Genomic DNA, 23,783 nt, shown 5'->3' with positions numbered 1-23,783 from the left:
GTCAAGGAGCTGGCCGAGACGATCGCCCAACTGACGCGCGCCCGCCAGCAGCACGAGGACCTGTCGCAGCTTGCGAGCAAGCACAACGCGCAGACGCCGGATGCCAGCCAGGCTGATGCGGCCAGCACGATCAGGACGCAGAACGACGCGATACGTGGTCATGGCGGCAACGCGGGCGGGCCGGATGACTTCCCCGAACTGTCGCGGCCCGACATGGTGTTCTCAAGCGCCGCAGGCATCGCGACCACCGCGAGCGACAGCACGCACATGGCGAGCCAGAACGATCACGCGGTGACGGCGGGCCGCGACGTGAGCTATTCGGTGGGGCGCTCGTACCACGTGTCGGCGCGGGGCGCAGTGTCGCTGTTCGCCTATCAGCAGGGGGCGCGGTTCATCGCGGCCCAGGGCCCGTGGATCGCGCAGGCGCAGAACGGTCCGATGTCGCTGGCCGCGCTGAAGGACGTGAACATCAGCAGTTCGGATGGCAAGGTCGTCATCACCGCAGCGAAGGAAGTGTGGATCGGCGCGGGCGGCTCGTATATCCAGATCAACGGCAGCGGTATCACCAACGCATCGCCGGGGCCGATCCTGGAGAAGACGCCCTCGTGGGACAAGCCAGGGACGGATTGCCGTGTACCTCAGTTTGCGCCGTTCGGATCGGGCACGCCAGACGATGGCTACCTCCATTCACTCTGACTAACACGCAAACAATGATAATCAGCCCACCCTTTCTCTCGGCAGCCCATCCACAACAGAACGATGCGATGCCCACGGCGGCCGCAGGCAACACGATCGTGCCCGCAGGCGACGTATGCGCTGCCAACATGCTTGAATGCGAGCCGGGCAACGGTGCCTATCCCGTCAGCTTCAACCTCGGCTGGCACGGCGGCGTACATCTGATGGTACCCACCGAGGGCAACGAACCCGCGCCCGTTCGCGCGATTGCCGACGGCAACGTCGTGTACCTGCGCAAGACCGATACGACCCACAAGGCGACCCTCCAGCACTGCAACGTGCGCACCGACGATGGCTGCGTCGTCATCCGGCACGATACGGAAATCGGCGAAGGCGACAATGCGAAGATCACGTACTACTCGGTGTATCTGCACCTGCAAACCGTGCAGCCGACGCTCGGCGTGGGCAAGCAGATTTACCGCAAGGATATCGTCGGCACCCCCGGCCAGATTTACGGGCAGTACGCCCAGATCCATTTCGAGATCGTGTGCAGCGAAGCGAACCTGAAGAAGATCATCGGGCGTGCGCCGGGGCCGGTTGGCGCGCAGGGACGCACGGACGCCGTCTATGGGGACATCTGGTTCTTCGTCCCGCACAGCACGAAGTTCTTCGCCAGTGAGCCGCATCCTTTCTGTGACGATGACACCGCGCCCGCTATCGGAGCACTCCAGCCGCAGGCTCCCGTTGTCGCCGCAGGCACCCGTCGCGATATGGTGATCCGCATGCACTATGAGAGGGACTGCACGCTGACAACCTATGTGCAGGATGCAAACGGCGACTGGTCCGTGTTCGGTGCGATGTCCGCCGAACATGAGGCGGAATATGGCCTCTATCAGCGGCCACGGAACTGAACAGCCGCTATAACAGGAACAGCCTCGGCAACATCATGGGAGGCATGGCGGTGCCGTCTCCGAGTGCGATCTTCGAGATGCTCCGCTTCGGGCGCTGCATCCATGACCAGTTGGGCGATGGCGCACGCTTCAATCACCGGCGTAAGGTCAGGACGCCAGACGGTGATGGATGGATCAACCGTCACTGATGAAACCCCACCCAGCCCATTCAGGAAAATCGGCGTCGCTGCAGACGCGCACGCCCGCCTTCGACAGCGATCCGACGCCCGACAGCCTGTGCGATTCACCGACCGTGAAGAAGTGGCTGGACGTCAACCGTTCTGGTCAGGTGACTCACGCCGAGGCAGTGGGCGCGCTGGACATCGAGGCGGTCCGCCAGCGTATGGCGCATGCGGTCTGCAAGTTTCCCACTGAGTGGAGCAAGGCCGGACTGGAGGCGCGCTACAACTGGCTGAAGAGTCCGCATGAAGCGCTCACCAATCCGCTGTCAGATCCCGACTTCAACAGGCTGATGGACCACGCGCGCGACCTGGCGTTCTGGGAAGACATTCACGACGCTGACTTGCCGCCAGCTAACGAGTGCTGGCATTTTCCGCCGACGACGTTCATCAGGCAGTTCAGGACCTGTGCATGGTTCAGTGCGAGCGAGTTCAAACAGTTCCTCCCGCGAGAGGTTTTGCGTGAAGGCCCTCATCATGCCGTCTACTATGAAAATGTAGATTGGACTGTCCCCCGTCGGTCTCTTATAGCCGCGCACGGGCCCTCATTGAATAAAATGCTTCGAAAGTATTCAGTCAATTCGCCCCGGAGAGTTGCTACGTTCTTCGGCAATGCGATGCAGGAAACAATCTGGCTTAGCGTGCTGCACGAGAACAATCCTAATATGTGGTATTACCCCTGGGATGGAAGAGGTTTTCTCCAGCTAACACACCCAGAGAATTATCTTGGTTATTGGGACTTCAAAGGGATTGGGAATCAAATTTCACAGGAAATTCGCAACCGGGTCTTGCATGCCCATGCAATGGCTAACTCACATCGCCCACAAGCTCAACAATACAACTCGGATAGCGTCAACGAAGCTACTCCAATCATGATCCAGTGGCGAAGTCACGTCGGGGACCACGATATAAGTCTCGACTTGGTAGCCCCGTCAGATAGCGCGGGTTTTTATTGGTCGAAGATGGGGAGTCAATTACGCTGATCGCGATGTCAGGCTGGAGCGTAGAGAAGTTTCGGCAACGACTCCACCCAATCCTCATCTCCATCGAAATAGCGCAACAGCTGTAACAAGAATCTATTATCACAGCGACAACTTTCGTGACGCGTCCGCAGTAGTGAATCTTCCTGCGGCCATCGGACATCCGAATCATCCATTCAATGGATACATTGCCCGCTATGGAGGATTTGCGCACGTACCGGCAGTTGTGGGCGAATATTCATTTCCAGATAGACACGGCAATTTACTGGAATTTCCCGAAGGACTTCAACCGAGACGAGATTAGGAATGTCAAGTAAATTTACGATTTCAGTATGTGTAATTGCTTCATTGTTGCCTTTCACAGCTGAGAGCCGAGATACGTCTGTTCTCGATGTAGGACTTCAGGTTCAATCATGCGTCTTCCGATTTAAAGACGCACTTGATGGTTCGGTAAATAGACCCAGCGAAGAAAACAACTTTGAATGGGCCGGTTATTCCGCCACGGTAAAGGTTTCGGGTGAGGAAGAATCTTTTGGTTTTAATTTTTCGTGTCACTCGAATTTTAGCGATATTAATGAAGTCGCGACAGACTATGGCTGTTATTTTAACTCTGAACAAAACAAATGGCTTCCCGCTTTTCCGGGTGCCTCTCCAGATGAAGTATCGCGGCTGCGGAAAGTGACAAAAACGTTTCCGCTTACTTCCAAGAACGGCCATGGCTTCTATATGATTCAGGATGAAACCGTTGGAGAGCCAGATCGCCGCGTACGGCATATCTCATACTGTCTATTTCACGAGACAAAAGCTATCTGCGGGCTTGGTGAAGTAAAGCGTCTAGTCGACGCCAAAAGTGACATGCTTCCTTACGCATTACGAATTCTTCGGAGCGTTGAGTTCCTGGATATCCGACGCAACCAATAAAAGAACAAGCCCATGATCGACCTAATCCGTCTCGGTGATACCACCGACCACGGCGGCAAAGTCATCACCGCCTCCGACACCATGCGCTATGGAGGCGTGCGTGTCGCCCGCAAGGGCGACGCGGTGACGTGTCCGCAGCATCCCGACATCAATCCCAACCTGATCGTCGAGGGCGATGAAACGATCTGCGATGCGGGGATTCCCGTTGCGCGTCACAGGCATCATACGACGTGTGGCTGCCGGCTGATTTCGAGCCTTCTCTGACCGGAATGGTTTGTACAGCCGGACAAGGCGAGCCTGCAACGGCTCGCACGCGAACGCCGCGCAAAATGAATCCCGTCATTCCTGCCCGCCGATCACGTCAGGGGACGCCCTGAACAGGATTGACCCACTCCCGTATCTGTCGACTGCGCTGCATTATCAGGCAAGAGGTTTTCTGAAATGGCTTCGCACGGTCGACGACACGGCCCCGACGTGCTGCTCGTACTGCTGCACCACGATGGGCAAGATACGCGTTCGAAAGGCAGGAAATCGCCATGCACCCTGTACCAATGCCTGACGTGTGCGGAGAATTGCAGCACACTGATTTGCACTCGGCTCGTGCGCATGCATCACCCGCATCTGTGGCACGCGCACATGACATTGCGTTTCGCGGGCTGGTAGTGGCCCCGCCTGCACGACTCGCCTGGTCCGTACGATTGCGCGGACGGCCCCCCGGTCAGTTCGAAAAATCCGGCATGGCCTCGTCAACACGCCGCGCTTGAAGGTGCGCGCTTTTCAGCTTCCCCTGTAGTCCGCAGCATGTGCGCGACCCGCCGCGTCGGCGGGTTTCTTCGATGAGGCCGACGGCTTAACCACAGACGCAGCAGGCGCGGACGGTTCGACTGCGAGCACACCTGCCACCCTTGGCGGCGACGCCAGCTTCCTGGTCTTTCGCGGCTTTCCTGCAAGCGCCGTCATCCGATGATCCTCGTTCATCGTCGTCATCAGTTGATGGCATGACAGCAGCTTGTTGTTGCTCGGCTCGATTAACGGAACCAACGCGGCGAAAGGGTTGATCAGTCCGAGTACGACCATCGCGCCGCCGCGCAGAACCAACTCCGAAGCATCCAGGCCGACATGCGGATCCCTAAGACTGCCCGTCACATACAACGGCGAACGCAGCGAGAAAACGCTCCAGTGCATCGCGTATTGAACGCGGAGGTCGATCGTCTCGTTCTTCATATTTATCTTACCGCCGGCGTTTATCACGGCATCCTGGCTGTCGAGCGCGAAAACGTGTGAATCGAGCACGCCGTCCTTCACCGTGAAATTCGCGGCCGCGCACTTGAGATGCACTTCACGGTCGCCGAAGAGTCTTTTGTACAGGACGGTTGCCGCGCGCGGGCCCGTTGCCTTCACTAGCTGACGGCTGAGCGTGCCGTCGGTGATGAGCAGTTTGACGTCACCGTTCGCCGAGTGCGCGAGCGCCGCCGGCGATTTGCCCGTCGCCGACAGCACCACGTCACCGTTGATCTCGCCAGGCGCGGCTTGCTGCCTTTTCACGGCGGGCAGCAGTTGCTTGAGCCTGAGGTGGCGCGCGCGCGTCGAGAGACGGCCCTTGAGCGGCGTCGTGCGGCCATCGAGGTGAATAGCCGATGCAAGCGAGCCGCCCGCCACGTCAAACGTCAGCGGCTCCAGCGACAGCACGCCGTTGATCATCACGACGTGCGTGTAGAGGCCGGTGATCGGCAGCGCCGGGTCCTTGATGATGCGGTAGGCCGAGAACTTGACGTCCGCGTCGACAGACTTCCAGCGGTCGGTCCTGAATTCCCTGGTCGAGAGCGTCGTGTCCGCTGATCGACGCACGGAGACGTCGCCTTCGTTACCCGCACCGATGAGGAGAGCAAGGTCCTTGAACTGCAGGAGATTCGAAACGAGCGTGCCTTCGAGCAGCGGACGCGTCGCACGCTGCGTGTAGACAAGCGTGCCGTTCAGGTCGCTACCGCCCACCCGGCCTGCGAAGTTTTCGTATCTGAATACGCCGGCGCCCTGCTTGAAGTTGCCGATCAGATGGCCGTTTGTTGTATAGGGCGGCGTCCGGGGCAGCGCGATACCCGTCAACGGATACAGATGATCGAGGCTCGTACCCTGGAGCGTCAACTGCAGATCGACGGCAGCCAGATGCGCGGGATCGGTGACGGTGCCGACCAGCATGATGTGCAGGTCACCCGCCGTCACGTCGGCCTGCACCGGGACCGGTCGTGATGTGCGCTGCAACGCGAGCATGCCGCCGACCTTGCCGCTACCCGAGAAAGGCGAGTGGTTGTACGTCCCAGTCGCGGTCCAACCCAGGTCATATTGCGGCACGTTCCCGTGTTGCGCGAAGTCCGTCGTGCGGGTTGCCGAAGCGGGTTGTTTCTCGCGCGTGTTGGCAGATGTGACGTCCGCCGTCGAAGTGCCCGCGCCTTCCCTATACGCGTGCCCTATTGCAATCGGCTGGCCGAGCGTATCGACGATAGCCTGCATCTCGATCCCGTACCGCTGGTCGGAGAGCGCGATGGTGCCTTTATTGAACTGGACATCACGCAGGTCGAGCTTCCATTCCGACGGACGCGCCGACGACCTGAGCTTGAACGTCCAGTTGTTTCTTCCGTCGGCGAGCCGTTCGAGGTCGACGGAGGGGTTCACCAGATTGATCGTCGGAATCACGATATCGCGCGTGAGCAACGGCAGCACCTTCACCTGAAAGTCGATTTCATCGAGCGTCGCAAAGCGTTTCTGTTTCGACCATTCTGGATTGCCGATGATGACGTGCAGCGCGGAAAAGTGCGGCCAAGGCAGCCATGAACGCCATCCCGTTTCATCGGCGGGCTGCCGCCATGCGACCTTCAGATCACCTTGGATCGCAAACGGACGGCCGATTGCCTCGCTCACCTTGTCGTTGACATAGGGCCGCGCGCGATTCCAGTCGAATGTGAGAGCGAATAGCGCAACGACAGCGACCAGAATGACCGGGACGGCGACGAACCACGCGAGGACCTTGCGCATCATTCGGCCGACGGATGCTTCGGTCGTGTACGGCCCGGCCATGCGAACTCCGATGAAAGCATATATTCACCTTTCGACGCAGCACGCGATGTTCCCGGCAGCGTGAACACACCCGCCACTTTTACTATTGGTCGTTCTTATAGACATAGTAATAAATCGGTCTTGGACGCTATACCTCGATCGGCGCATGATTCGTCCATCGGTTTTCGACATACATCCTGACGGAGCCCAGCATGCAAGAAATCATCGACGGTTTTCTGAAGTTCCAGCGCGACGAGTTTCCGCAGCGCTCAGAGCTTTTCAAGCGGCTCGCCGCGAGCCAGCATCCACGCACGTTGTTCATTTCGTGCTCAGACAGCCGGCTCGTACCCGAGCTGGTTACGCAGCGCGAACCGGGCGACCTGTTCGTTATCCGCAACGCCGGCAACATCGTGCCGTCGTACGGCCCGGAACCGGGCGGCGTAAGCGCGACGGTCGAGTACGCAGTGGCCGCGCTTGGCGTCACCGATGTGGTGATCTGCGGTCACTCCGATTGCGGCGCGATGACGGCCATCGCCACGTGCAAGTGCATGGACCACATGCCGGCCGTGCGCAACTGGCTGCATTACGCCGATTCCGCGAAGGTCGTCAATGAGGCGCGTGAGCACAAGAGCGAACGCGACAAGGTCGACTCGATGGTCCGCGAAAACGTGATCGCCCAGTTGGTGAACATCAAGACTCATCCATCGGTGCGGCTCGCGCTCGAACAGGGACGTCTGGCTCTGCATGGCTGGGTGTACGACATCGAAACCGGTTCGATCGACGCACTCGACGGCACCACGAACCGCTTCGTTTCGCTTGCAGAACATCCGCATGCTTGTGCAACCCCGGCGCGACTCGGTCTCGCTGCCTGAACTATTACTTTTCAGTTCTCCACTTCATATCAAGGAGCATCATCATGACGCAATCGCAATCTAGCCAGGCCCGCCGTGAGGCCTTGACCGACGCAATCATCGACGCGAAGGTCCGCAAGAACCTGACATTCGAACAGATCAACGAGGGCACCCGTCTTAGCCTCGCATTCGTCACCGCCGCGCTGCTCGGCCAGCATCCGCTGCCCGCCGATGCCGCGAAGGTCGTGGCTGACAAGCTCGAACTCGGCGACGACGCCGTCCGCCTGCTGCAAACCATCCCGGTGCGCGGCAGCATCCCGGGTGGTGTGCCGACCGATCCGACGATCTACCGGTTCTACGAAATCGTGCAGATTTATGGCTCGACGCTGAAGGCGCTCGTTCACGAGAAGTTCGGCGACGGCATCATCAGCGCGATCAACTTCAAGCTCGACATCAAGAAAGTCGACGATCCGGAAGGCGGCTCGCGCGCGGTCATCACGCTCGACGGCAAGTACCTGCCGACGAAACCTTTCTGACGTCCCCCGAATTACATCAATCACTGGCTACGAGCAAGGCTGCACGTAGCGCAAACAAACTTCGAAGGTAAATCGCCATGAAATCGCTGATCAAGGCTGTTATCGCCGCCGCTGTTCTTGTTGCACCCGTTGTCTCTTTCGCCCAGTCCAACGCACCGCTTACACGCGCGCAAGTACGCGCCGAGCTGGTGCAACTCGAGAAGGCGGGCTATCGACCAGGCGACGGAGACCAGACTCAGTACCCGGAGCAAATTCAGGCCGCTGAAGCGCGCGTGGCCGCGCAAAACAGTGAAGCAAGTGGTTACGGCGGCACCGTGAACGGCTCTACTTCCGGCCGCCCCGCTGTATCGAAGTCCGACTGGAACGCAATGTACAGTCAGCCCTAAAGCGCTGCTCGACGTCACGTTCGACAAACGATGGCGTCCATATTGGCGCCGCGCCCGAACGGGCTGCTGCTGCGTGATACGGCACAGCGCAACTGGCATGCACGACGTCTGGGCCAAAACGACGACCCCAAAACGACGACCTTCAACCCGACGCATGAAGTCTGATGCCGCCCGACAACATCGCTTGCCGCTTAGGGGTCGTTGACCGTTTCGTGCTCCGCCGGGATCAGAATCTCGAGCAGTTCGCAATCATCCGACCAGCCTACAACGGTATGGCGGATGCCCGGTGGCTGGACCCAGCACGACCCGGCCACCAGCTGCTGCTCCCCGATGCCTTCGAAGTCGGTCTTAAACCAGCCCTTCAAACAGTACACCAACTGAAACTGCAAGTCGTGGTGATGCCGCACACTCAGTTCCGGACGGAACGGCGCGACCATGCGGATGATGTGCGCTTTAACGAGGCCGTTGGTGGCTGCCGCAACGCCCAGGTCCCGGTAAGTCGAGTAGTCGCGCAGGCCGCCAGTCTTGAAGTCGTCTTCGCTGTAGTGGCTGATAACGAAACGCTGCGGCACGTCGGGAAGTGAATGTTCCATGCGCCCTCCAAAGGGATGGGTCAATTGGAAAATGAAACAACGAACTTGTCTGGTAAGCAATCGGTGGCAGCACGCACGGTGAAACGTTGGTGCTTCGTCTATCGCTTCAAAAACGCGCGCGCAACAATCGTTATGCAATCATCTCTTAGAGTCATTCTCACCAATCGCCAGGCAGCCTTTTCTGCGCCGCGAGTAACTCAGTATGTAAGCTCCGATGTGAAACAAACCCACCAGGCCCGCTTGAAAATCAATCAAAGGTTCTCGAAATGCTTCAGTGGGTGATTTGTAAAAATAAAGCCGCTCACTAGACTTGAATATCGTCAGCCCGTCATGGGCAGATCACTGCCCCACGGGAATGGCGACACCGATAGGAGGGCGACATCATGTTTAACAGGACCCATGCCAGTCATCTCAGGCGCCTTGTTCTATTGACGCTGTGCGCGATGGCTACATCCGCTTTTGTTCCTCAGGTCAGTCGAGCGCAATCACCGGAGTCGGTGAAGCAAGCTATGACTTTGCTGAAGAATAAGACGGCCAAATTGGGTGCACCGGCCGTAAAGGGCGAGGACGCTATTGCGGGAAAGGAGGTACCGGCGTTGTACTTTGGTGCGACGAAGATGAATAACAACTTTGCCGTGGTTGATGAAGTCAAGAAAGAAATGGGCAGCACCGCAACGTTGTTCGTGAAAAGCGGCGATGACTTCGTCCGTGTAGCAACGAACGTGCAAAAAGACGATGGATCTCGGGCGATTGGGACCATCCTCGATCCAAAAGGCAAAGCCATCGCAGCCATTCGCACTGGCAGCGCGTACTATGGTGACGCCGACATTCTGGGCAAGCCTTATGTGACGGGCTACGAGCCGATACACGACGCCAGCGGTACCGTTATCGGCATCTACTACGTAGGTTATCCAAAGACGCAATGAACGCGCGCTTCGTGCCGCGCATCGGTTTTCCATATTGCTTTGGGACCGACAGCCTTCCAGCAGAACGAGCCACCCGCTTGCATGGCGGGTGCCGTTCCCTGAAGGCTGTGGGCCGATTTCGAGCCGCTGTGGCAATGCGACGCGATGGCTGCCCTGCTTTGCCAGGTAGCAGGGCTGTCGCTCTTCTCGTGTCTATCCCATCGTTCTAAGCGACGTTGAGAGCGAATGACACTTCATGGCTGGTTGAACACGCTGATCTACCACGCCGCAAAGCGGCCACTGGCCCGCGCGAATGTTGCCGAGCGGCCGCTTTTAAGTAAGAGGCTCAACGGGTACAACGGACATCGCATTTATTCAGCAATCCAAGCGGTGGCTCCCAACTCAAACACCGGACTTCGACATCCGGATGATCTCAAGTAGGGCATCGGCTTTTATACAACGTAGACCGGCCAAAGTCACGCGGCCTTAGCTTGCCTCCTGGTTGTAAAGTCCATCACTTGCGGGTGCGTTCGTCTGGTCGAAAGGAAGGGCATAACCTCTCGCAAGTGATCAGCCCGCGCGTGCGAGGGCGCGTGTCGTGCGAATCCTGGGCGGCCGGTCGCGCAGCAGCAGCGGCATCAAACGCCGGTTGGCTGTCTGCGCCGCCCACTCGCAGTACGCAGCGCTGCCCAGCACCCAGCCGTTGAGCGTCGACTGCATCAGGTTGTCGACCTCCGGTTCGTCAAGGGGCTGTGCGCCCAGATCGCGGTAAGCCTGGTGGCGCTCTAACGGCGTATCGCCGAGCGCCCGGTACAGTGGATGGTCCTTGATGAAGCTATCGACACGCAGCCCGATGTGGTGCGTGTAGCTCGACCACTGGTAATTTCCCGGCTCGGCGACGAGGCGGTTGCGCACCGGCGCCTGATCGATGACCTGGCTCGCGAGCAGGAAATACCGGGCGGGCTCGATCACCGTTGCCCGGTATCCGCCACGCCACACCGTACCGCGCCGTCCATGGCGGCGGTTGAAGGTCTCGACATAGCGACGGCCGACCGCCTGCATCGCCATGGCCACGCTCGACTCGTATGAAGGCGTGACGAGGAACTGTACCGCGTCAGGCATGAGCACCCACGCGTGAACTGCCAGATCGGCGACGCGCGCTGCGTCTGCCAGGCAGGCGAGGAAGTACAGGTAGTCTCCTTCGTCCAGGAATGCGGGCCCCGTGAGCCCCTGCAAGATAACGTGCTGCGGTTGTTCTGGGACGTAGTGCCGTGCAAGCCGTGTCATGCTGAATTAACCGGAAATCCGATGTGAGAAAACGATCCGACAGGTATCGGACGCGTGACGGTCCGTAACGCGGGTATAGGACGAAATTCTAGCGGGGATGTGCTTGCGTTTGCATCGCGAACAGGCCTTTTTTCTGGCCTCTTTTCGTCGATTTGCGGATCGCGAACAGCGCCGCTTTTATGCCGCCGCTGAATAGCAGCGCGCACCCTACGATCCAGACGCCCTGGCTGCGCGCCATCCGGCACCAACACATCAGGCAGAACGACCGTGCGGCCATCGAGCGATCCGGATTCGCCATTCGCAAGCCGCCTGAACCGGTTAAAGGCAAACCTGATGTGGCTCGAATTTCGATTGATGATCCGCTATGGGCGAAACCCATCGCACGCTTTGCGCCCTTATGTGCAGGCACCGAAGACTCCCACATGACTTTATCGAGTGCGTTTAAATCACCACTCCATTTGGCCCCAGTTTTCGAGTTCTTTAGTTCGAAAGGAGCTTCAAAATGTATGTCGAAGTCCGACAATCGCGCCAAGCTGGCCGATCCCCGCTGCCGGTGTCGTGCCACCGCCACCCGCACTGACGGAATAGCGCGCATGTGTGCTATTCCACAGGTAGGCGACATTGCCATAAACGGCCGTTCGCTTCGACAAGAAGTACGTGGCGCGCAGGCTCGCCAGCGTTGCACGTGCATCCTGCTGCTGCACGATAACGCGGTAGGCTTCTCCATCCACAGCGAGCGCGGGCGTCACATAGTATTGCGCACCGAGGTAAAACAGATTCGAGCGCACGTCACGGCCTGGTGCGTTCGATTCGACGCGGCGACCAATCCATCCGCCGCCTAACTTCACACCCGCGACGTTCACATAGCCGTTCGCCTGGAGACGCGCATCCTTATCGCCGCTGCTGCCAATCGGGAAAGGCGCGACGCCATCGAAGAAGTTTGCTGCCGCATTGGTGCCGCCACGCTGCTCGTCGTACGCTGTGGCCACGCCGAAGTACGTGCCGTCGTACTTCAGCATCGCGCTCCATTCGCGGCATTGATTCACGTCGCCTGGCACCTGTCCCGCGCAGGTGCCCTGCCCCGGAGAATTGCCCGTCCCCGCGCCGTCGCGTCCGAATGACCAGGACGCGCCGAGCGTGAATCCATAAAACTTGCCTTTATAGACGACCGTGTTGTCGCTTCTCGCGTTGGGCAAGAACGCATCCAATGCGCCAATACCGTAGATGTCGGGCCCGAGAATATCGGCATCCGACATCACCCAATACGACATCGTGTATTGACGGCCAAATGTGAGGGAACCCCACGGCCCTTCGAGCCCGACGAGCGCCTGTCGCCCGAACAGCCGCCCGCCTTGACCTGTGTCGCCGCCACGCAGATTGAATCCGCTTTCGAGAATGAATACGGCCTTTAGTCTGCCGCCAAGGTCTTCGGCACCGCGTAGACCCCAGCGTGAAGGCAATTCACCCGTAACGCCCGGCATACGGATGACATGATCGCCTGCGGCATTTGCATGCGAAACAAACTCGACCCCCGTGTCCAGCACGCCATAGAGCGTTACACTGCTTTGCGCAAACGCCGGCGCGCTGAATAGTCCCGCGACCAATGCCGCAACCCTGCCGTATTTCATGAAGTCTCCTTGACTGCAACATTATTCTGGATGACGAACTTAATCGCATCCATATGAGTGCATGCCAGGCGAGCTTAGGGTTGGACAATAAAAGCAACAACAGGGAAAACCTCGACGCCGCGATGCAGATCGAAGCGACGAGAAAAGAGCCGCGGAATTTTGCTACTCGAATTCAAATCGAACGGTTGGCATTTCTTCTATCCACCGTGCGATAAGCAGTAAAAATCCACTGATACGGAGATGATGAGCAACGTTCTGCGATGAAAAATTCGAACGTGAAATGTATTCAATCCAATCTTGAATGCCCCGAGTCGGCAAGTTCGATTCGCCAAAGCAATCGCATGTCAAAGCCAGCGTCTGACGCGCGAACAGTATTCGGCGTACCGTTTCGCGTGCAACCGGAACATGTGCTCTTCTTCGAACCTGACCTGAATTTGAACGAGCAATTCGGACATGGCCCAGATCATCAGCACGTGCCACGTACCCACCACCAGCAGTTGACCCAGTATCGTTGCGCGGATGCCAAGGTAAATGGGGTTGCGCGAAACAGCAAAAGGGCCTGTCGTGATCAGTTCGGTTCGCATGCGGCTATCGACGCCCATTCGCCATGCAGTTCCCATCGCGGCCTGAGAGCAAACCACCCATACCAACGCAATGACCATGCACACGACGCCGATCCACCGTGTCCATTCCAGCCCGAAGAGTCGCGCGGCGAGTTGTCCCCGCTCGCCACTCATCGCGTAGAACACGACAAATAGCCCGTCAATGACGGGCAGCCATAAATAGAAGCATCGCGCGACAAAGTCGCGTGCCGATTCGCCGCGCGAGAACGATACGGCATTGTGTTTGTTCGTCCGCGCGATCAATATGCGCCCGACGACAGCCGTTGCGCCAAACACGCCTGCGTGAACGAGAGGAAGGAATCGCCAGAAACCGGAACCGGTGAAGTGCATAGTCATAACATCCAGTGACCATTGTGGACCGGCATGTTCTCATAACGCACAACAAAAGTTCGGATGGTATATCGGCAACCCGGGCTTGCAGGCGATAGCTGCGCGGTCCATCTCGCGCTGTTCAAGATGCACGACCGCACTATGAACAACGTGCATTGTGGAGTTGCAATAGTTTCGCTTTTTGGGGCGCCGCGGCTGTGGCATCTTGAAACGGCCATTCATGCACTTCGGCAAGCGCGCATCTTCGCAAACCGGGAGCGCAAGGCACTCAATCTATGGAGGATATGGAATGTCTCAAACCCGCACTACAAGCACCAAAGACCAACTCGTCGCACGTTGTCTGCCGTTTCTCGAAGAAGTGAAAGACATGACCGCAGGCGTTGAGGTCGAGCAATGGCTGAATACGAAGTACGGCGTCGATAGCGAGCTGTACAAGGATCTCGCCCGCCTCATTACGCTCGGCGTAAAAGAAGGCTGGGCGGCCGATGTGGAGATTTCGGGTCCGAAGTATCGGCGGGCGCGGCTCGTCGCGCCTTGCACGGAAACGTTCTATTTCAGCATTACGGCCGTGCTGATGGACAGTACCGACAACGGGCAGAACAATCCCGAAGACGCATTTCGCGGCGACTACCACGCGCACCCTTATGGCGAATTCAATCTCGTCGTGCCGCTCAACGAAGGCGCCGCGCTCGCCGGCCCAAGCGGATGGTGCTACGGCGGCTGGACCGCGCCCGCACCGGGAAGCCACCACTTTCCCGAGGCAAAAGGCGGTGCGGTGATCGCGCTGTTCTTCTTGCCTTCGGGACGCATTGCATACGACATCAGCCCGCCCGCGCATTGAACTACAAAAGTACTGCGAGCCTCGACCGAGGCTCTCAGCAATCGCATCCCGTTTCAATCATTCGCCGCTAGTGCGCAAGCGATTCGCCATCCGCCACATCGGGCGCGTCCGCGCTCGAACACGTCGCCTGCTTGATCAGCAGCGCCACACACGATATCGCGCCCGATACCGCAACGACCGTGAAAATGCCCGGCAGACTGACTTGCTGCCGCGACAACTCCGCGACGAGAAACGAACCTGCTATTCCGCCGAAGCGCCCGATGCCAAGCATCCACGCGACACCCGTGCCGCGTCCCGCCGTCGGATAGAATGCAGCCGCCAGAGCGGGCATCGACGCCTGCGCGGTATTCACCAGCACACCCGCGATAAACACCGCGCACATCAGCAGGCCAATCTCGCCGACCGCCTGTCCTATCGCATACACGCTGATCGCACCGAATGCATAAGCGGCCGCCACGACACGATTGGGATTGAAGCGGTCCATCAGCATGCCGCACAGCACCGTACCCACGCCGCCCAGCGGAAACAGCGCGGACACGAGCGCCGCGCGTTGCGGGCTCAGTCCCGCATCCTTGAGAAGAACGGGCATCCAGTTGACCAGTCCGTAAAAGATGACGAGGCCCATGAAATAGCACAGCCACAGCATCACAGAGCCGAGAAGAAATGAACGCGACAACACGATGCGGATGCCGCCGCTTCCCGCTGCATGCCTGACGGATTCCTGCATGACGAAAACATGCGCGAGCCGCCCATCCGCGCTAATGCGAGCCAGCACCTTGCGAATCTTCTCTGCCGGCCGACGTCGCGCGACCATGTAACGGATCGACTCCGGCAACCTGAACGCGAGCACGATGGCAAGCAGCAACGGCACTGCACCGCCGAGCAGCAGAACACTGCGCCAACCGAAGTGCGGAATCAGCCACGCAGCGAGAAACCCGCCCACGGCGGCGCCCAAAGGAAATCCGCAGAACATCAGATTGACGATCGTCGCGCGTCGGCCGTCGGGGCAGTACTCGCTCATCAGCGTGACGGCGTTCGGCATCGCGGCGCCGAGTCCGACGCCAGTGACGAAACGCAGCGTTGTCAACGCACTCAAGTCCTGCGCGAAAGCGGATGCGAAACACGACGCGCCGAACAGCAGCACGGAGACGGTCAGCACGAGGCGTCGCCCGCATCTGTCCGACAGAGGCCCCGAAAGCAAGGCGCCGCAAGCGAGCCCGAAAAGCGCGGCACTCAGTACAGGCGCAAGCGCCGCCTTGCCGATATGCCACTCCGACAGCAGCGAAGGCGCGATAAAGCCGATCGCAGCCGTATCGAAGCCATCCATCAGCACGATGACGAAGCACATCGCAAACACGAGCCACTGAAAGCGGGAGAAAGGGTGCTCATTGATGAGCGCTTGTATATCGACAGTCCGGGTCTCTTCCATTGCATCCTCACTGATGGGATTGAACTGCCGGCGTCGCCGCGTCAGCACTTGCTGCGCGCCGCGCCGATCTATCGAGGGCCAAGGTTAAGTGCGCCAGTTATCGCCAACAACCCGGCGAAGCACGCACGCGGCCCGCGCATGCCCGTCGCGCGGCGTGGCAAGCAACGCGCGATGCATCCGGATCGAATCGAGAAGACCTATGTTTTGAGGCCGTTTCGACGACGTTGACGAGACTGCGCGCCGTTGCACGCGCGCAGTGAATTGTTTGCATACCGATCTTGCACGTCCCGGCTCAACAGCTGCGAACCTGCCGCGCGACATCGGCGAGCTGGTGCCGCAACCATTGCAGCGCGGGGTCGGTGTCGTTACGTTCGTGCCAGACGGCGCGCACGTCGGCGTTGTGACACTCGTACGGCGTCGCGCACATTTTCAGTTCGCCGTAGCGCTCCAGTTCACGGCCGAGCGATGACGGCACGAGTGCGAGCATATCGCTGTGACGAAGCAGCGCGGGAATGGCCAGCGAATGCGCAACGGACATGCGCATGCGCGGCATTTCGGTACCGTCGGCGAACGCGCGGTTGAGCGCGTCGCGGTTGAACATCTCCGATTGCCGCGCAAGTCCACGCTCGACGATAAAGCCGCTCACCGCGCCCTCTTCCTCGCCGCCCTGCGAGATCGCGACAAGCGGATAAGCGAGCAGATCGTCGCGCGTAATGGACGGGTCGGACCGCTCGGCGATGGGATGATCGCGATGGAGCAGGACCACGTCCGTCTGCTCCCAGAGCTGCGCCGAGCGCAAGCGCGCCGGCACGTCCGCGAATATGCCGATCGCCACGTCGATCCGGCCGACGTCGATCTGGCCTGCGAGATCGAGCCGCGTCGATGGACGGACCACCAGGTCCACTAGAGGCGCTTCCGAGCGCAGCCGTTGACTGAGACGCCCGAGCACCAGCGACGTGATGTAGTCGTTCGCCGCCACCACGAACTTGCGTTGGGCAACGCGCGGATCGAATGCATCGACGCCCAGTGCCGACCTGATCTGCGCCAGCGCGCCGCGCACCTGCGCAGCCATGCCAACTGCGCGCACCGTCGGCTCCATGCCCTTGCCCGTGCGCACGAACAGGTCATCGCCGAGAACCTGCCGCATGCGTCCAAGCGCGTGACTGATCGCGGACTGACTCAGATTCAGACGCTTGCCTGCCAAGGCGAGATTGCGGTCTTCGAAGATCGCGTCGAATACGCGCAGCAGGTTCAGGTCGATGCGATCCGCCGACATGGTCCTAACCCTCATGATGATCGGTTGCGCGCTGTGCTGGATGACGATACGCACGGCAGCTCGCGCCGAATGCATCGAAGATCGAACGCGACAATGCATCGTGTTGCGTCATGACTTCCGGATGCCACTGCACGCCGAGCGCGAAGTCGTGCCCATTCAGACGACACGCTTCGATCAGCCCGTCAGGCGCCCGCGCTTCAACGACGAGCCGCGGTGCGGCCACGGCGACGCCCTGCCGGTGCAGCGAATTCACACGCACGCGCCGCGCATTGGCGAGCGTCGTCAACATGCCAGCGGGCGCAAGTTCGACTTCGTGGCGGTATCGATAGCGGGTGGGCAGATCTTCTGCGAGATCTTCCAGATGGTCCGCGCAATGACCGGATGCGTAGATATCCGCGTGGAGCGTGCCACCAAAGGCAACATTCATTTCCTGAAAGCCGCGGCAGATCGCGAGAAGGGGCATGCCGCGCGCCGCCGCGCCGCGCATCAATTCCAGCGCGACGTGATCGCGATCGGGATCGCAGAGCTGGTCGCGACTGACCTCGCCGCCATATCTGTGCGCCTCCACGTTCGATGCGCCACCCGGAAACAGCAACCCGCTCACGCCATCGAGATATGCGTCCATCGATTCGATCTCGCGCACTGCAGGAATCAGCACGGGACTGACGTTCGCGTCAGACATCAGCGCGCGGACATAGCTATGCTTCGCGCCATGCTGGTCGTGTTCACCGAGGAAAAAGCGGTCACATACCAGTCCGACGAGCGGACGCCCGTGTTTTTCAGCGCTCATTGCGCAACTCCTCGTGGCGCAGGCGCGTCTCGGCTCGCGACTGTTTTCAGGTCGAATGCGGGATCGCGCACTGCCTGCGGCGAAACTCGCGCGCCGTTTGCGAGCAGCTTGCGCGCGAACATGTGATCTTGCGGCCGGTTGACGCTATCGACGGCGATCAGTTCATCGTCGCGAAAGTAGAACAGCGAGAAACGTCTTTCTTCGACGGAACCGCAGATCGCGTAGTCGGTAAAGCCCGCGTTCACGCCGGCCATCTGCAGCTTCAGATCGTATTGGTCCGACCAGAACCAGGGCAGCGCGCGATACGGTTGCGGCCGCCCGACTATCGTTGCCGCCGCCGTCCTGGCCATATCGTTTGCGTTCTGCACCGATTCGATGCGGCATGCGCGCGCCCCCGCCGGCGCCCAATGCGGAACGAACGAAGCGCAATCGCCGGCGGCGACGATCGACGGGTCGCTGGTGCGCGCGCAGGCATCCACGATGACGCCGCCCGCCACCTTCAGTCCAGAGTCCGCTGCAAGTTCTGTATTCGGGACCACGCCGATGCCGACCACGACGAGATCGCAAACCAGCCGCATCCCATCATCGAGTTCAACCGATACGCTCCAATCCATGTCGTGCAGCGCGACGACCTTGCGGCCGAACTCGAACGCGACGCCATGCTCGGTGTGAGCACGCAGCATGAAGCCGGACAGCCAAGGCGATGCGACGCGTGCGAGCAGACGCGGCTCGGTCTCCACCACCGTCACCTGAAGTCCCTGCTGACGCAGCGAAGCCGCCACTTCGAGACCGATATAGCCGCCGCCGATCACGACCGCGCGCCGCGCCGTGTGCGTCGTCTGCGCAAGACGCCTTGCGTCGCGCAGATCGCGCAAGTAGTGAACGGCAGCGAGCGTGGCGCCGGGACAATCGAGCTTGCGCACACGCGCGCCCGTCGTCAGCGCAAGGTGGTGATATGCGATGCGCGAGCCGTCGTGCAGTTCGATCTCGCGATGCTCGCGATCGATGCGCACGACGCGCGTCGACGGCATCCATTCGATTTTCCCTTCATCGAAAAACGCCTGCGAACGCAGCGGCAAACGCTCGTTTGCAAAGCCGCCCGTCAGAAAGCCTTTCGACAGCGGCGGACGTTGGTACGGCGCGTCGGGCTCGTCGCCGAGCAGCACGATTCGGCCGTCAAAGCCGAGTTCGCGCGTGGACGCGGCGAGCTGGACGCCCGCATACGACGCGCCGACAATCACAAGCGTGCGATTCATGATGTCACCCTTGCTTGGGCGGAATCCGGACAACCAGTCCTTCCGTCGCGGCGATCATGACGAGCTGGCAACTCAGCCGGCTCTCGGGACGGCGCTCGGCGACGCCGTCGAGCAGTCCCAGTTCGGAGTCGTCGGGCAACGGCAGGTCCGCCGTCGACGATGCATCGATATAGACGTGGCACGTCGCGCACGACAGGCAGCCGCCGCATTCGGCATCGATGCCGCGCAGGTTGCCGTGAATCGCGGCTTCCATCACGCTGGTGCCGGCGGGTACGTCGATTTCGCGGCGATCACCGTCGCGCAGAATGTAGGTGACAATAGGCATGACTTCTCTCCTCGATGGGAACGCCATCAGAACGTTTCGAAATACTCCCGGTGCTCCCACTCGGTCACTTCAAGGTTGAAGCGGTTGATCTCCGCTTCCTTCAGCTTGCAGAAGTAGTCGATGAATGCGCTGCCGAATCCTTCGCGCAAAGATTCGTCGGCATATAGCGCGGCTATCGCATCGCTCAACGTGCGAGGCAATGCATCGGCCTGCGTTTCGTAGGGCGTATCCGCAGATGCAGGCAGTTCGAGTTTGCGTCTGAGTCCGTCCAGCCCCGAGAGCACTTGCGAGCCGAAATACAGATACGGATTCGCGGCCGGTTCGCCAATGCGGTTTTCGATGCGCGTGGCGGGATCGTTTTGTCCGCCCAGCACGCGCAGCATCACGCCGCGGTTGTCACGCCCCCAGTTGGCGCGATCGGGCGCATTCGAATACGGCCGATAGCGGCGATATCCGTTGATGGTCGGCGTCGACAATGCCGCTGCGCCCTGTGCGTGCGCGAGCAATCCTGCGAGATACCGCTCGCCGACGCTCGACAGCGGTGCGTCCTTATTCGTCGGCATGAACGCGTTGCTGCCGTCCGCGCGATGTACGAGCGACTGATGCAGATGCCATCCACTCGACACGACATTCGGGATGCGCGGGCGACACATGAACGTCGCGTGATAACCGTTGCGCTGGCAGATCTGCTTGACCGCGCTGCGAAATAAAATCATGTCGTCGGCGCTCTTGATGCCTCTGGTCGGCGCGAACGTGAACTCGAACTGGCTCGGGCCGTATTCGACTTCGAGCGAGCGCACAGGCAACGCGAGACCGTCGATACCGCGCCTGAGCATCTCCATTACGTTATCGACGGCGTCGTAGCGCAGTTCCGTCAGATATTGATAACCGTGCGACAACAGCTCGACGTCGGGCGGAATGCCCGGCTGCCCCGAATGCTCGGGCTTCATGTTCCTGTCCGTGACCTTGAAGACATGAAACTCGACTTCGAGACCGGACACGAATTCGAAACCATGATTGCCGAGTTGCTGCAGCGCATGGCGAAACAGATGACGCGTGGCGAACGGAACGGGCCTGCCGTTCGGAAAGTGGACGTCGCACAGCACCCAGCCCGTGTGCGGCGCCCACGGCAGAATCTGGAAGGTTTCGGGATCGGCGACCATCAACGTATCGCAGGCGCCCTGCATTTCAGGCATGTCGAAGCCGCCGCCTGCCGTGAACACGGGGAACACCGTGCGGTGCGAAGTATCTTTGGCGAGCAGCGTGCTCGTCAACGTGACGCCGGACTTGAATGCGCTGATCGCCTCGTCGACGACGAGCGTCTTGCCGCGCAGCAGTCCGTGCTGATCGGGAAACGAGAAACGGACCACTTGCACGTCGCTCTTTTTCAGCCGATCGAGCAGCTCGGCGTACGCAGCATGCTGGGCGTCCGTCCACAAACCATGGTTTTCAACAAAAGACATCGTGCTTCACGCGGCAGTTGAACGGCCGCGCGCTCCATTGTGATTGCGGAAACGTTCGTCAAGCCTTGGGCGCGGGCCACGGCGCGGCATCGCGGCGTTTGACGTCGGATGCCTTCCAGTAGTCGTCCCAGCCATCGGTGGGCCCAATGCCGTCGATCGATGCCGGCCCGGTCAGATGCGCCGCCTGCTGTTCGTCGATCATCATCAGCGTCTTCTCGCCGGCTCGAGTCTTTTCGATCGCGTCGACGAGCAGACGCCGGTACGCGATGATGCCCTTGTCGGTCGTGCCCAGATGCTCGCGCGTGCGGTCCTGGATCGCGCCCTGCGATTCGACGGCCCACTGGTCATGCACGTTGATGTCGAAGCCCATGCCCGTATAGGTCTGGGTCTGTTGCTCGTCGATATCGAAGCCGTAGTGGTTGCGTTTGTTCTTGCGCGACGTGTAGTCGGGGAGCTCGTACAGTTCGAGCCGTTGCGCACGCATCTGCGCCTTGTCGGTCGGCGCACCGAAGCTCGTGAAGATCGCGTACCAGTAACAGTTCTCGTCGTCGACGGGCACATGCCATTGCGTGATCGTCATCTCCGCGCTCATCGGAATCACGAATGCCTGCGGAAACACGACGTTGGTCACGCGCACGTGCGTCTGCGTGTCGTTGAGGGGACGCTTCGCGATCAGCCGAAGCCCGTAATCAGCCGGACTGACGAGAATGTCGGGCGACTCGTATTCGCGCAGCACCTTCGTGATCGGCATATCCGAATCCGCCGACGCGCCGCGAAACTGCTTGCCGTAACTTTCGCTCACGTCCTCGTCTTCGAAGAAGCGGTGCAGGAATGATGCGTGGGCGGGATCGATGCCGACTTCGAGCGCCTGCAGCCAGTTGCATTCGAACAGCCCCTTGAAGGCGAACGTGTATTCGCCGGGCGCGGCGAAACAGTCGAAGTTCGGAAACGCCGGCGGCTCGCCGCCCCCGATGTACGCGAACAAAATGCCGCTGCGCTCGACCACGGGATACGCGCTTTGGCGGACCTTCTTGCAAAGCGTACTGCCGACGGGTTCGCCCGGCGTCGACATACAGCTTCCGTTGACATCGAAGAGCCAGCCGTGAAACGCGCACCGCAGGCCGCCCGCCTCCAGACGGCCTGCCGCCAGATCCGCGCCGCGATGCGGGCAATCGCGATCGAGCATCCCGTAGCGGCCCTGCTCGTCCTTGAATACGACGAAATCCTGTCCCATCAGCCGCACCGCACGGACGGGGCGCTGCGCGGGCAACTCCTCCACGAGCGCCACGGGTTGCCAGTAGTTGCGCAGTAGTTGTCCGGCGGGCGTGCCCTTGCTCACGCGCGTGATCGTGTCGTTTTGCTGCGAACTCATCATGACCTGTCTCCGGTTGGCCTGAATGCAGGAGGCTGCGCGTTGTATGCAAAGTAGCCTCTGATGGGAACGAAGATTAGATCGAAGAATTCAAATTATCAATCCTTGTATGCATTCTTCCCCGCCAGGACGTCGGTCTTGACACGCAGAATCTACCCACCATCACGCATTAGTCATTGATATATATGGATATTTGTCCGCACCGTAGGATTTTCCCTAGCGTACGTGCATGGGGCTGAAAACCGCGTCGCTGACACGCGTTGCATACAACAATGAACATCAGTTCGCTTTGGCCTGCGTTTTTCGACCTCACTCTGCGGCGCATGCCCTACAATCAGGCGCATCAAGTCCGCCGCGTCCGACTCGGCGAAGGGCACCGGAGAATGAAATGGAATCCCAACAGGAACGTGTATTGGTTTATCTGCGCGATCTGATCCTCAAGGGCGAATTTGCCCCCGGCGAGCGCCTCGGCGAAGTCGCGCTCGCCGAGCGGCTGCAGGCGTCGCGCACGCCCGTTCGGCTCGCGCTCACCACGCTCGAACAGGAAGGCCTCGTCGAACCGTCTCCGGCAGGGGGCTATGTGATGCGGCGCATCACCGCCGCCGAGATCGCCGACGCGATCGCAGTGCGTGGCCATCTCGAAGGCATGGCTGCGCGCCTCGTGGCCGAACATGGCGTGCCGCGCCAGTTGTCGAATTCGATAAACGAATGTCTGCGCGCGGGCGACCGGCTGCTCGCGAAGTCCGAACTGGATCTCGACGACTACGCTGCCTACACGGACATGAATAACCGGTTTCACAAGCTGATTGTCGAAGGCTCGGGCAACGCGGCGCTGATCCGCGCGATTGAAATGAACAACCGCCTGCCTTTCGCCGCCGCAAGCGCGATGCTACCGATGCAGTCCGCCATCGACGAAGGCCGTCAATGGCTCTTCATCGCGCATCAGCAGCACCACAGCCTTGTGCAAGCAATGGAACGCGGCGAAGGGACACGCGCGCAGTCGCTGGCGACCGAGCATGTGCAGATTGCGCAAAGAAATCTGACTTATGCGCTGGAACGCCCAGAGGTTTATATGAAGCTCGCGCCTGCGTTGCAGCTTGTCGCAGAGGCGGTTTTATAAGCGCCATACCTGCGCG

24 protein-coding genes are annotated in these 23,783 nt (G+C 60.0%); 11 read left to right on the top strand and 13 right to left on the bottom strand.

Features of this window, described 5'->3' with window-relative positions; all coding sequences use genetic code 11:
* From J8I87_RS20535 to J8I87_RS20515, 5 genes are all read left to right on the top strand, one after another.
* Nucleotides 1-696: DUF2345 domain-containing protein (locus tag J8I87_RS20535; RefSeq protein WP_209933627.1), on the top strand; the 696-nt coding region annotated here is incomplete at its 5' end.
* A 68-nt stretch (nt 697-764) separates the two neighbouring features.
* On the top strand, nt 765-1,586 hold the full coding sequence (locus J8I87_RS20530) for a M23 family metallopeptidase (protein ID WP_209933626.1): 822 nt from the start codon (nt 765-767) through the stop codon (nt 1,584-1,586).
* 169 nt (nt 1,587-1,755) lie between these two features.
* The gene (locus J8I87_RS20525; RefSeq protein ID WP_209933625.1) at nt 1,756-2,787 is read left to right on the top strand and encodes a hypothetical protein; all 1,032 of its coding nucleotides are present in this window, start codon (nt 1,756-1,758) and stop codon (nt 2,785-2,787) included.
* A gap of 303 nt (nt 2,788-3,090) precedes the next feature.
* On the top strand, nt 3,091-3,705 hold the full coding sequence (locus J8I87_RS20520) for a hypothetical protein (protein ID WP_209933624.1): 615 nt from the start codon (nt 3,091-3,093) through the stop codon (nt 3,703-3,705).
* 12 nt (nt 3,706-3,717) lie between these two features.
* On the top strand, nt 3,718-3,969 hold the full coding sequence (locus tag J8I87_RS20515; protein ID WP_209933623.1) for a PAAR domain-containing protein: 252 nt from the start codon (nt 3,718-3,720) through the stop codon (nt 3,967-3,969).
* Nucleotides 3,970-4,482: 513 nt separating this feature from the next.
* On the opposite strand, the gene J8I87_RS20510 is transcribed toward J8I87_RS20515, so the two are convergent.
* Nucleotides 4,483-6,777: an AsmA family protein gene (locus J8I87_RS20510; protein WP_209933622.1), complete on the bottom strand. Its 2,295-nt coding sequence runs from the start codon at nt 6,775-6,777 to the stop codon at nt 4,483-4,485.
* A 191-nt stretch (nt 6,778-6,968) separates the two neighbouring features.
* On the opposite strand from J8I87_RS20510, the gene J8I87_RS20505 reads away from it, so the two are divergent.
* The 3 genes from J8I87_RS20505 to J8I87_RS20495 all read left to right on the top strand — a co-directional run bounded on the left by J8I87_RS20505 (nt 6,969) and on the right by J8I87_RS20495 (nt 8,529).
* The gene (locus J8I87_RS20505; RefSeq protein ID WP_209933621.1) at nt 6,969-7,628 is read left to right on the top strand and encodes a carbonic anhydrase; all 660 of its coding nucleotides are present in this window, start codon (nt 6,969-6,971) and stop codon (nt 7,626-7,628) included.
* A gap of 44 nt (nt 7,629-7,672) precedes the next feature.
* Entirely contained in the window at nt 7,673-8,143 is a 471-nt protein-coding gene (gene cynS / locus J8I87_RS20500; protein ID WP_209933619.1) for a cyanase, read from the top strand.
* 77 nt (nt 8,144-8,220) lie between these two features.
* On the top strand, nt 8,221-8,529 hold the full coding sequence (locus J8I87_RS20495) for a DUF4148 domain-containing protein (RefSeq protein ID WP_209933618.1): 309 nt from the start codon (nt 8,221-8,223) through the stop codon (nt 8,527-8,529).
* A gap of 191 nt (nt 8,530-8,720) precedes the next feature.
* On the opposite strand, the gene J8I87_RS20490 is transcribed toward J8I87_RS20495, so the two are convergent.
* Nucleotides 8,721-9,122 (bottom strand): cupin domain-containing protein, encoded by a 402-nt coding sequence (locus J8I87_RS20490; RefSeq protein WP_209933617.1) that lies wholly within the window; start codon nt 9,120-9,122, stop codon nt 8,721-8,723.
* Between the two features lie 383 nt (nt 9,123-9,505).
* Here J8I87_RS20490 and J8I87_RS20485 point away from each other — a divergent pair, with 383 nt between their 5' ends.
* Nucleotides 9,506-10,048, top strand: coding sequence for a Cache 3/Cache 2 fusion domain-containing protein (locus J8I87_RS20485; protein WP_209933616.1), 543 nt, complete (start codon nt 9,506-9,508; stop codon nt 10,046-10,048).
* A gap of 549 nt (nt 10,049-10,597) precedes the next feature.
* Here J8I87_RS20485 and J8I87_RS20480 read toward each other — a convergent pair.
* From J8I87_RS20480 to J8I87_RS20465, 4 genes are all read right to left on the bottom strand, one after another.
* Nucleotides 10,598-11,314, bottom strand: coding sequence for a transposase (locus J8I87_RS20480; protein WP_209933615.1), 717 nt, complete (start codon nt 11,312-11,314; stop codon nt 10,598-10,600).
* 88 nt (nt 11,315-11,402) lie between these two features.
* The gene (locus tag J8I87_RS20475; protein ID WP_209933614.1) at nt 11,403-11,837 is read right to left on the bottom strand and encodes a hypothetical protein; all 435 of its coding nucleotides are present in this window, start codon (nt 11,835-11,837) and stop codon (nt 11,403-11,405) included.
* Entirely contained in the window at nt 11,812-12,942 is a 1,131-nt protein-coding gene (locus J8I87_RS20470) for a porin (protein ID WP_209933613.1), read from the bottom strand. Before J8I87_RS20470 ends, J8I87_RS20475 begins: the two co-directional genes overlap by 26 nt.
* A gap of 344 nt (nt 12,943-13,286) precedes the next feature.
* Nucleotides 13,287-13,895, bottom strand: a complete 609-nt coding sequence (locus J8I87_RS20465; protein ID WP_209933612.1) for an isoprenylcysteine carboxylmethyltransferase family protein — start codon at nt 13,893-13,895, stop codon at nt 13,287-13,289.
* A gap of 289 nt (nt 13,896-14,184) precedes the next feature.
* Here J8I87_RS20465 and J8I87_RS20460 point away from each other — a divergent pair, with 289 nt between their 5' ends.
* Nucleotides 14,185-14,736: a DUF4863 family protein gene (locus tag J8I87_RS20460; protein ID WP_209933611.1), complete on the top strand. Its 552-nt coding sequence runs from the start codon at nt 14,185-14,187 to the stop codon at nt 14,734-14,736.
* Between the two features lie 67 nt (nt 14,737-14,803).
* Here J8I87_RS20460 and J8I87_RS20455 read toward each other — a convergent pair whose 3' ends face one another.
* The 7 genes from J8I87_RS20455 to J8I87_RS20425 all read right to left on the bottom strand — a co-directional run bounded on the left by J8I87_RS20455 (nt 14,804) and on the right by J8I87_RS20425 (nt 22,650).
* Nucleotides 14,804-16,165: an MFS transporter gene (locus J8I87_RS20455; protein ID WP_209933609.1), complete on the bottom strand. Its 1,362-nt coding sequence runs from the start codon at nt 16,163-16,165 to the stop codon at nt 14,804-14,806.
* Between the two features lie 292 nt (nt 16,166-16,457).
* The gene (locus tag J8I87_RS20450; RefSeq protein ID WP_209933608.1) at nt 16,458-17,441 is read right to left on the bottom strand and encodes a LysR substrate-binding domain-containing protein; all 984 of its coding nucleotides are present in this window, start codon (nt 17,439-17,441) and stop codon (nt 16,458-16,460) included.
* 4 nt (nt 17,442-17,445) lie between these two features.
* Nucleotides 17,446-18,231: a gamma-glutamyl-gamma-aminobutyrate hydrolase family protein gene (locus tag J8I87_RS20445; RefSeq protein ID WP_209933607.1), complete on the bottom strand. Its 786-nt coding sequence runs from the start codon at nt 18,229-18,231 to the stop codon at nt 17,446-17,448.
* The gene (locus J8I87_RS20440) at nt 18,228-19,487 is read right to left on the bottom strand and encodes an NAD(P)/FAD-dependent oxidoreductase (RefSeq protein ID WP_209933606.1); all 1,260 of its coding nucleotides are present in this window, start codon (nt 19,485-19,487) and stop codon (nt 18,228-18,230) included. Before J8I87_RS20440 ends, J8I87_RS20445 begins: the two co-directional genes overlap by 4 nt.
* A gap of 4 nt (nt 19,488-19,491) precedes the next feature.
* Complete coding sequence (locus J8I87_RS20435) at nt 19,492-19,812, bottom strand: 2Fe-2S iron-sulfur cluster-binding protein (RefSeq protein ID WP_209933603.1); 321 nt, start codon at nt 19,810-19,812, stop codon at nt 19,492-19,494.
* Nucleotides 19,813-19,838: 26 nt separating this feature from the next.
* Nucleotides 19,839-21,275, bottom strand: coding sequence for a glutamine synthetase family protein (locus J8I87_RS20430; RefSeq protein WP_209933602.1), 1,437 nt, complete (start codon nt 21,273-21,275; stop codon nt 19,839-19,841).
* A gap of 58 nt (nt 21,276-21,333) precedes the next feature.
* Nucleotides 21,334-22,650, bottom strand: a complete 1,317-nt coding sequence (locus J8I87_RS20425; protein ID WP_209933601.1) for an aromatic ring-hydroxylating dioxygenase subunit alpha — start codon at nt 22,648-22,650, stop codon at nt 21,334-21,336.
* Nucleotides 22,651-23,035: 385 nt separating this feature from the next.
* Here J8I87_RS20425 and J8I87_RS20420 point away from each other — a divergent pair, with 385 nt between their 5' ends.
* Nucleotides 23,036-23,767, top strand: coding sequence for a GntR family transcriptional regulator (locus tag J8I87_RS20420; protein ID WP_209933600.1), 732 nt, complete (start codon nt 23,036-23,038; stop codon nt 23,765-23,767).
* The last annotated feature ends 16 nt before the right edge of the window (nt 23,768-23,783 follow it).

It is taken from the genome of Paraburkholderia sp. LEh10, assembly GCF_017814945.1.
Taxonomy (GTDB): Bacteria; Pseudomonadota; Gammaproteobacteria; order Burkholderiales; family Burkholderiaceae; genus Paraburkholderia.
Note: the sequence above shows the minus strand (reverse complement) of the source record. Positions and strands in the feature narration are given on the sequence as shown.

Coding starts and splice junctions, on each gene's coding strand:
- J8I87_RS20445 (WP_209933607.1), bottom strand. CDS start 18,231: ATGAGCGCTGAAAAACACGGGCGTCCGCTCGTCGGACTGGTATGTGAC.
- J8I87_RS20510 (WP_209933622.1), bottom strand. CDS start 6,777: ATGGCCGGGCCGTACACGACCGAAGCATCCGTCGGCCGAATGATGCGC.
- J8I87_RS20520 (WP_209933624.1), top strand. CDS start 3,091: ATGTCAAGTAAATTTACGATTTCAGTATGTGTAATTGCTTCATTGTTG.
- J8I87_RS20465 (WP_209933612.1), bottom strand. CDS start 13,895: ATGCACTTCACCGGTTCCGGTTTCTGGCGATTCCTTCCTCTCGTTCAC.
- J8I87_RS20495 (WP_209933618.1), top strand. CDS start 8,221: ATGAAATCGCTGATCAAGGCTGTTATCGCCGCCGCTGTTCTTGTTGCA.
- J8I87_RS20420 (WP_209933600.1), top strand. CDS start 23,036: ATGGAATCCCAACAGGAACGTGTATTGGTTTATCTGCGCGATCTGATC.
- J8I87_RS20425 (WP_209933601.1), bottom strand. CDS start 22,650: ATGATGAGTTCGCAGCAAAACGACACGATCACGCGCGTGAGCAAGGGC.
- J8I87_RS20525 (WP_209933625.1), top strand. CDS start 1,756: ATGGATCAACCGTCACTGATGAAACCCCACCCAGCCCATTCAGGAAAA.
- J8I87_RS20455 (WP_209933609.1), bottom strand. CDS start 16,165: ATGGAAGAGACCCGGACTGTCGATATACAAGCGCTCATCAATGAGCAC.
- J8I87_RS20460 (WP_209933611.1), top strand. CDS start 14,185: ATGTCTCAAACCCGCACTACAAGCACCAAAGACCAACTCGTCGCACGT.
- J8I87_RS20450 (WP_209933608.1), bottom strand. CDS start 17,441: ATGTCGGCGGATCGCATCGACCTGAACCTGCTGCGCGTATTCGACGCG.
- J8I87_RS20435 (WP_209933603.1), bottom strand. CDS start 19,812: ATGCCTATTGTCACCTACATTCTGCGCGACGGTGATCGCCGCGAAATC.
- J8I87_RS20530 (WP_209933626.1), top strand. CDS start 765: ATGCCCACGGCGGCCGCAGGCAACACGATCGTGCCCGCAGGCGACGTA.
- J8I87_RS20490 (WP_209933617.1), bottom strand. CDS start 9,122: ATGGAACATTCACTTCCCGACGTGCCGCAGCGTTTCGTTATCAGCCAC.
- J8I87_RS20470 (WP_209933613.1), bottom strand. CDS start 12,942: ATGAAATACGGCAGGGTTGCGGCATTGGTCGCGGGACTATTCAGCGCG.
- J8I87_RS20485 (WP_209933616.1), top strand. CDS start 9,506: ATGTTTAACAGGACCCATGCCAGTCATCTCAGGCGCCTTGTTCTATTG.
- J8I87_RS20480 (WP_209933615.1), bottom strand. CDS start 11,314: ATGACACGGCTTGCACGGCACTACGTCCCAGAACAACCGCAGCACGTT.
- J8I87_RS20440 (WP_209933606.1), bottom strand. CDS start 19,487: ATGAATCGCACGCTTGTGATTGTCGGCGCGTCGTATGCGGGCGTCCAG.
- J8I87_RS20430 (WP_209933602.1), bottom strand. CDS start 21,275: ATGTCTTTTGTTGAAAACCATGGTTTGTGGACGGACGCCCAGCATGCT.
- cynS (WP_209933619.1), top strand. CDS start 7,673: ATGACGCAATCGCAATCTAGCCAGGCCCGCCGTGAGGCCTTGACCGAC.
- J8I87_RS20505 (WP_209933621.1), top strand. CDS start 6,969: ATGCAAGAAATCATCGACGGTTTTCTGAAGTTCCAGCGCGACGAGTTT.
- J8I87_RS20515 (WP_209933623.1), top strand. CDS start 3,718: ATGATCGACCTAATCCGTCTCGGTGATACCACCGACCACGGCGGCAAA.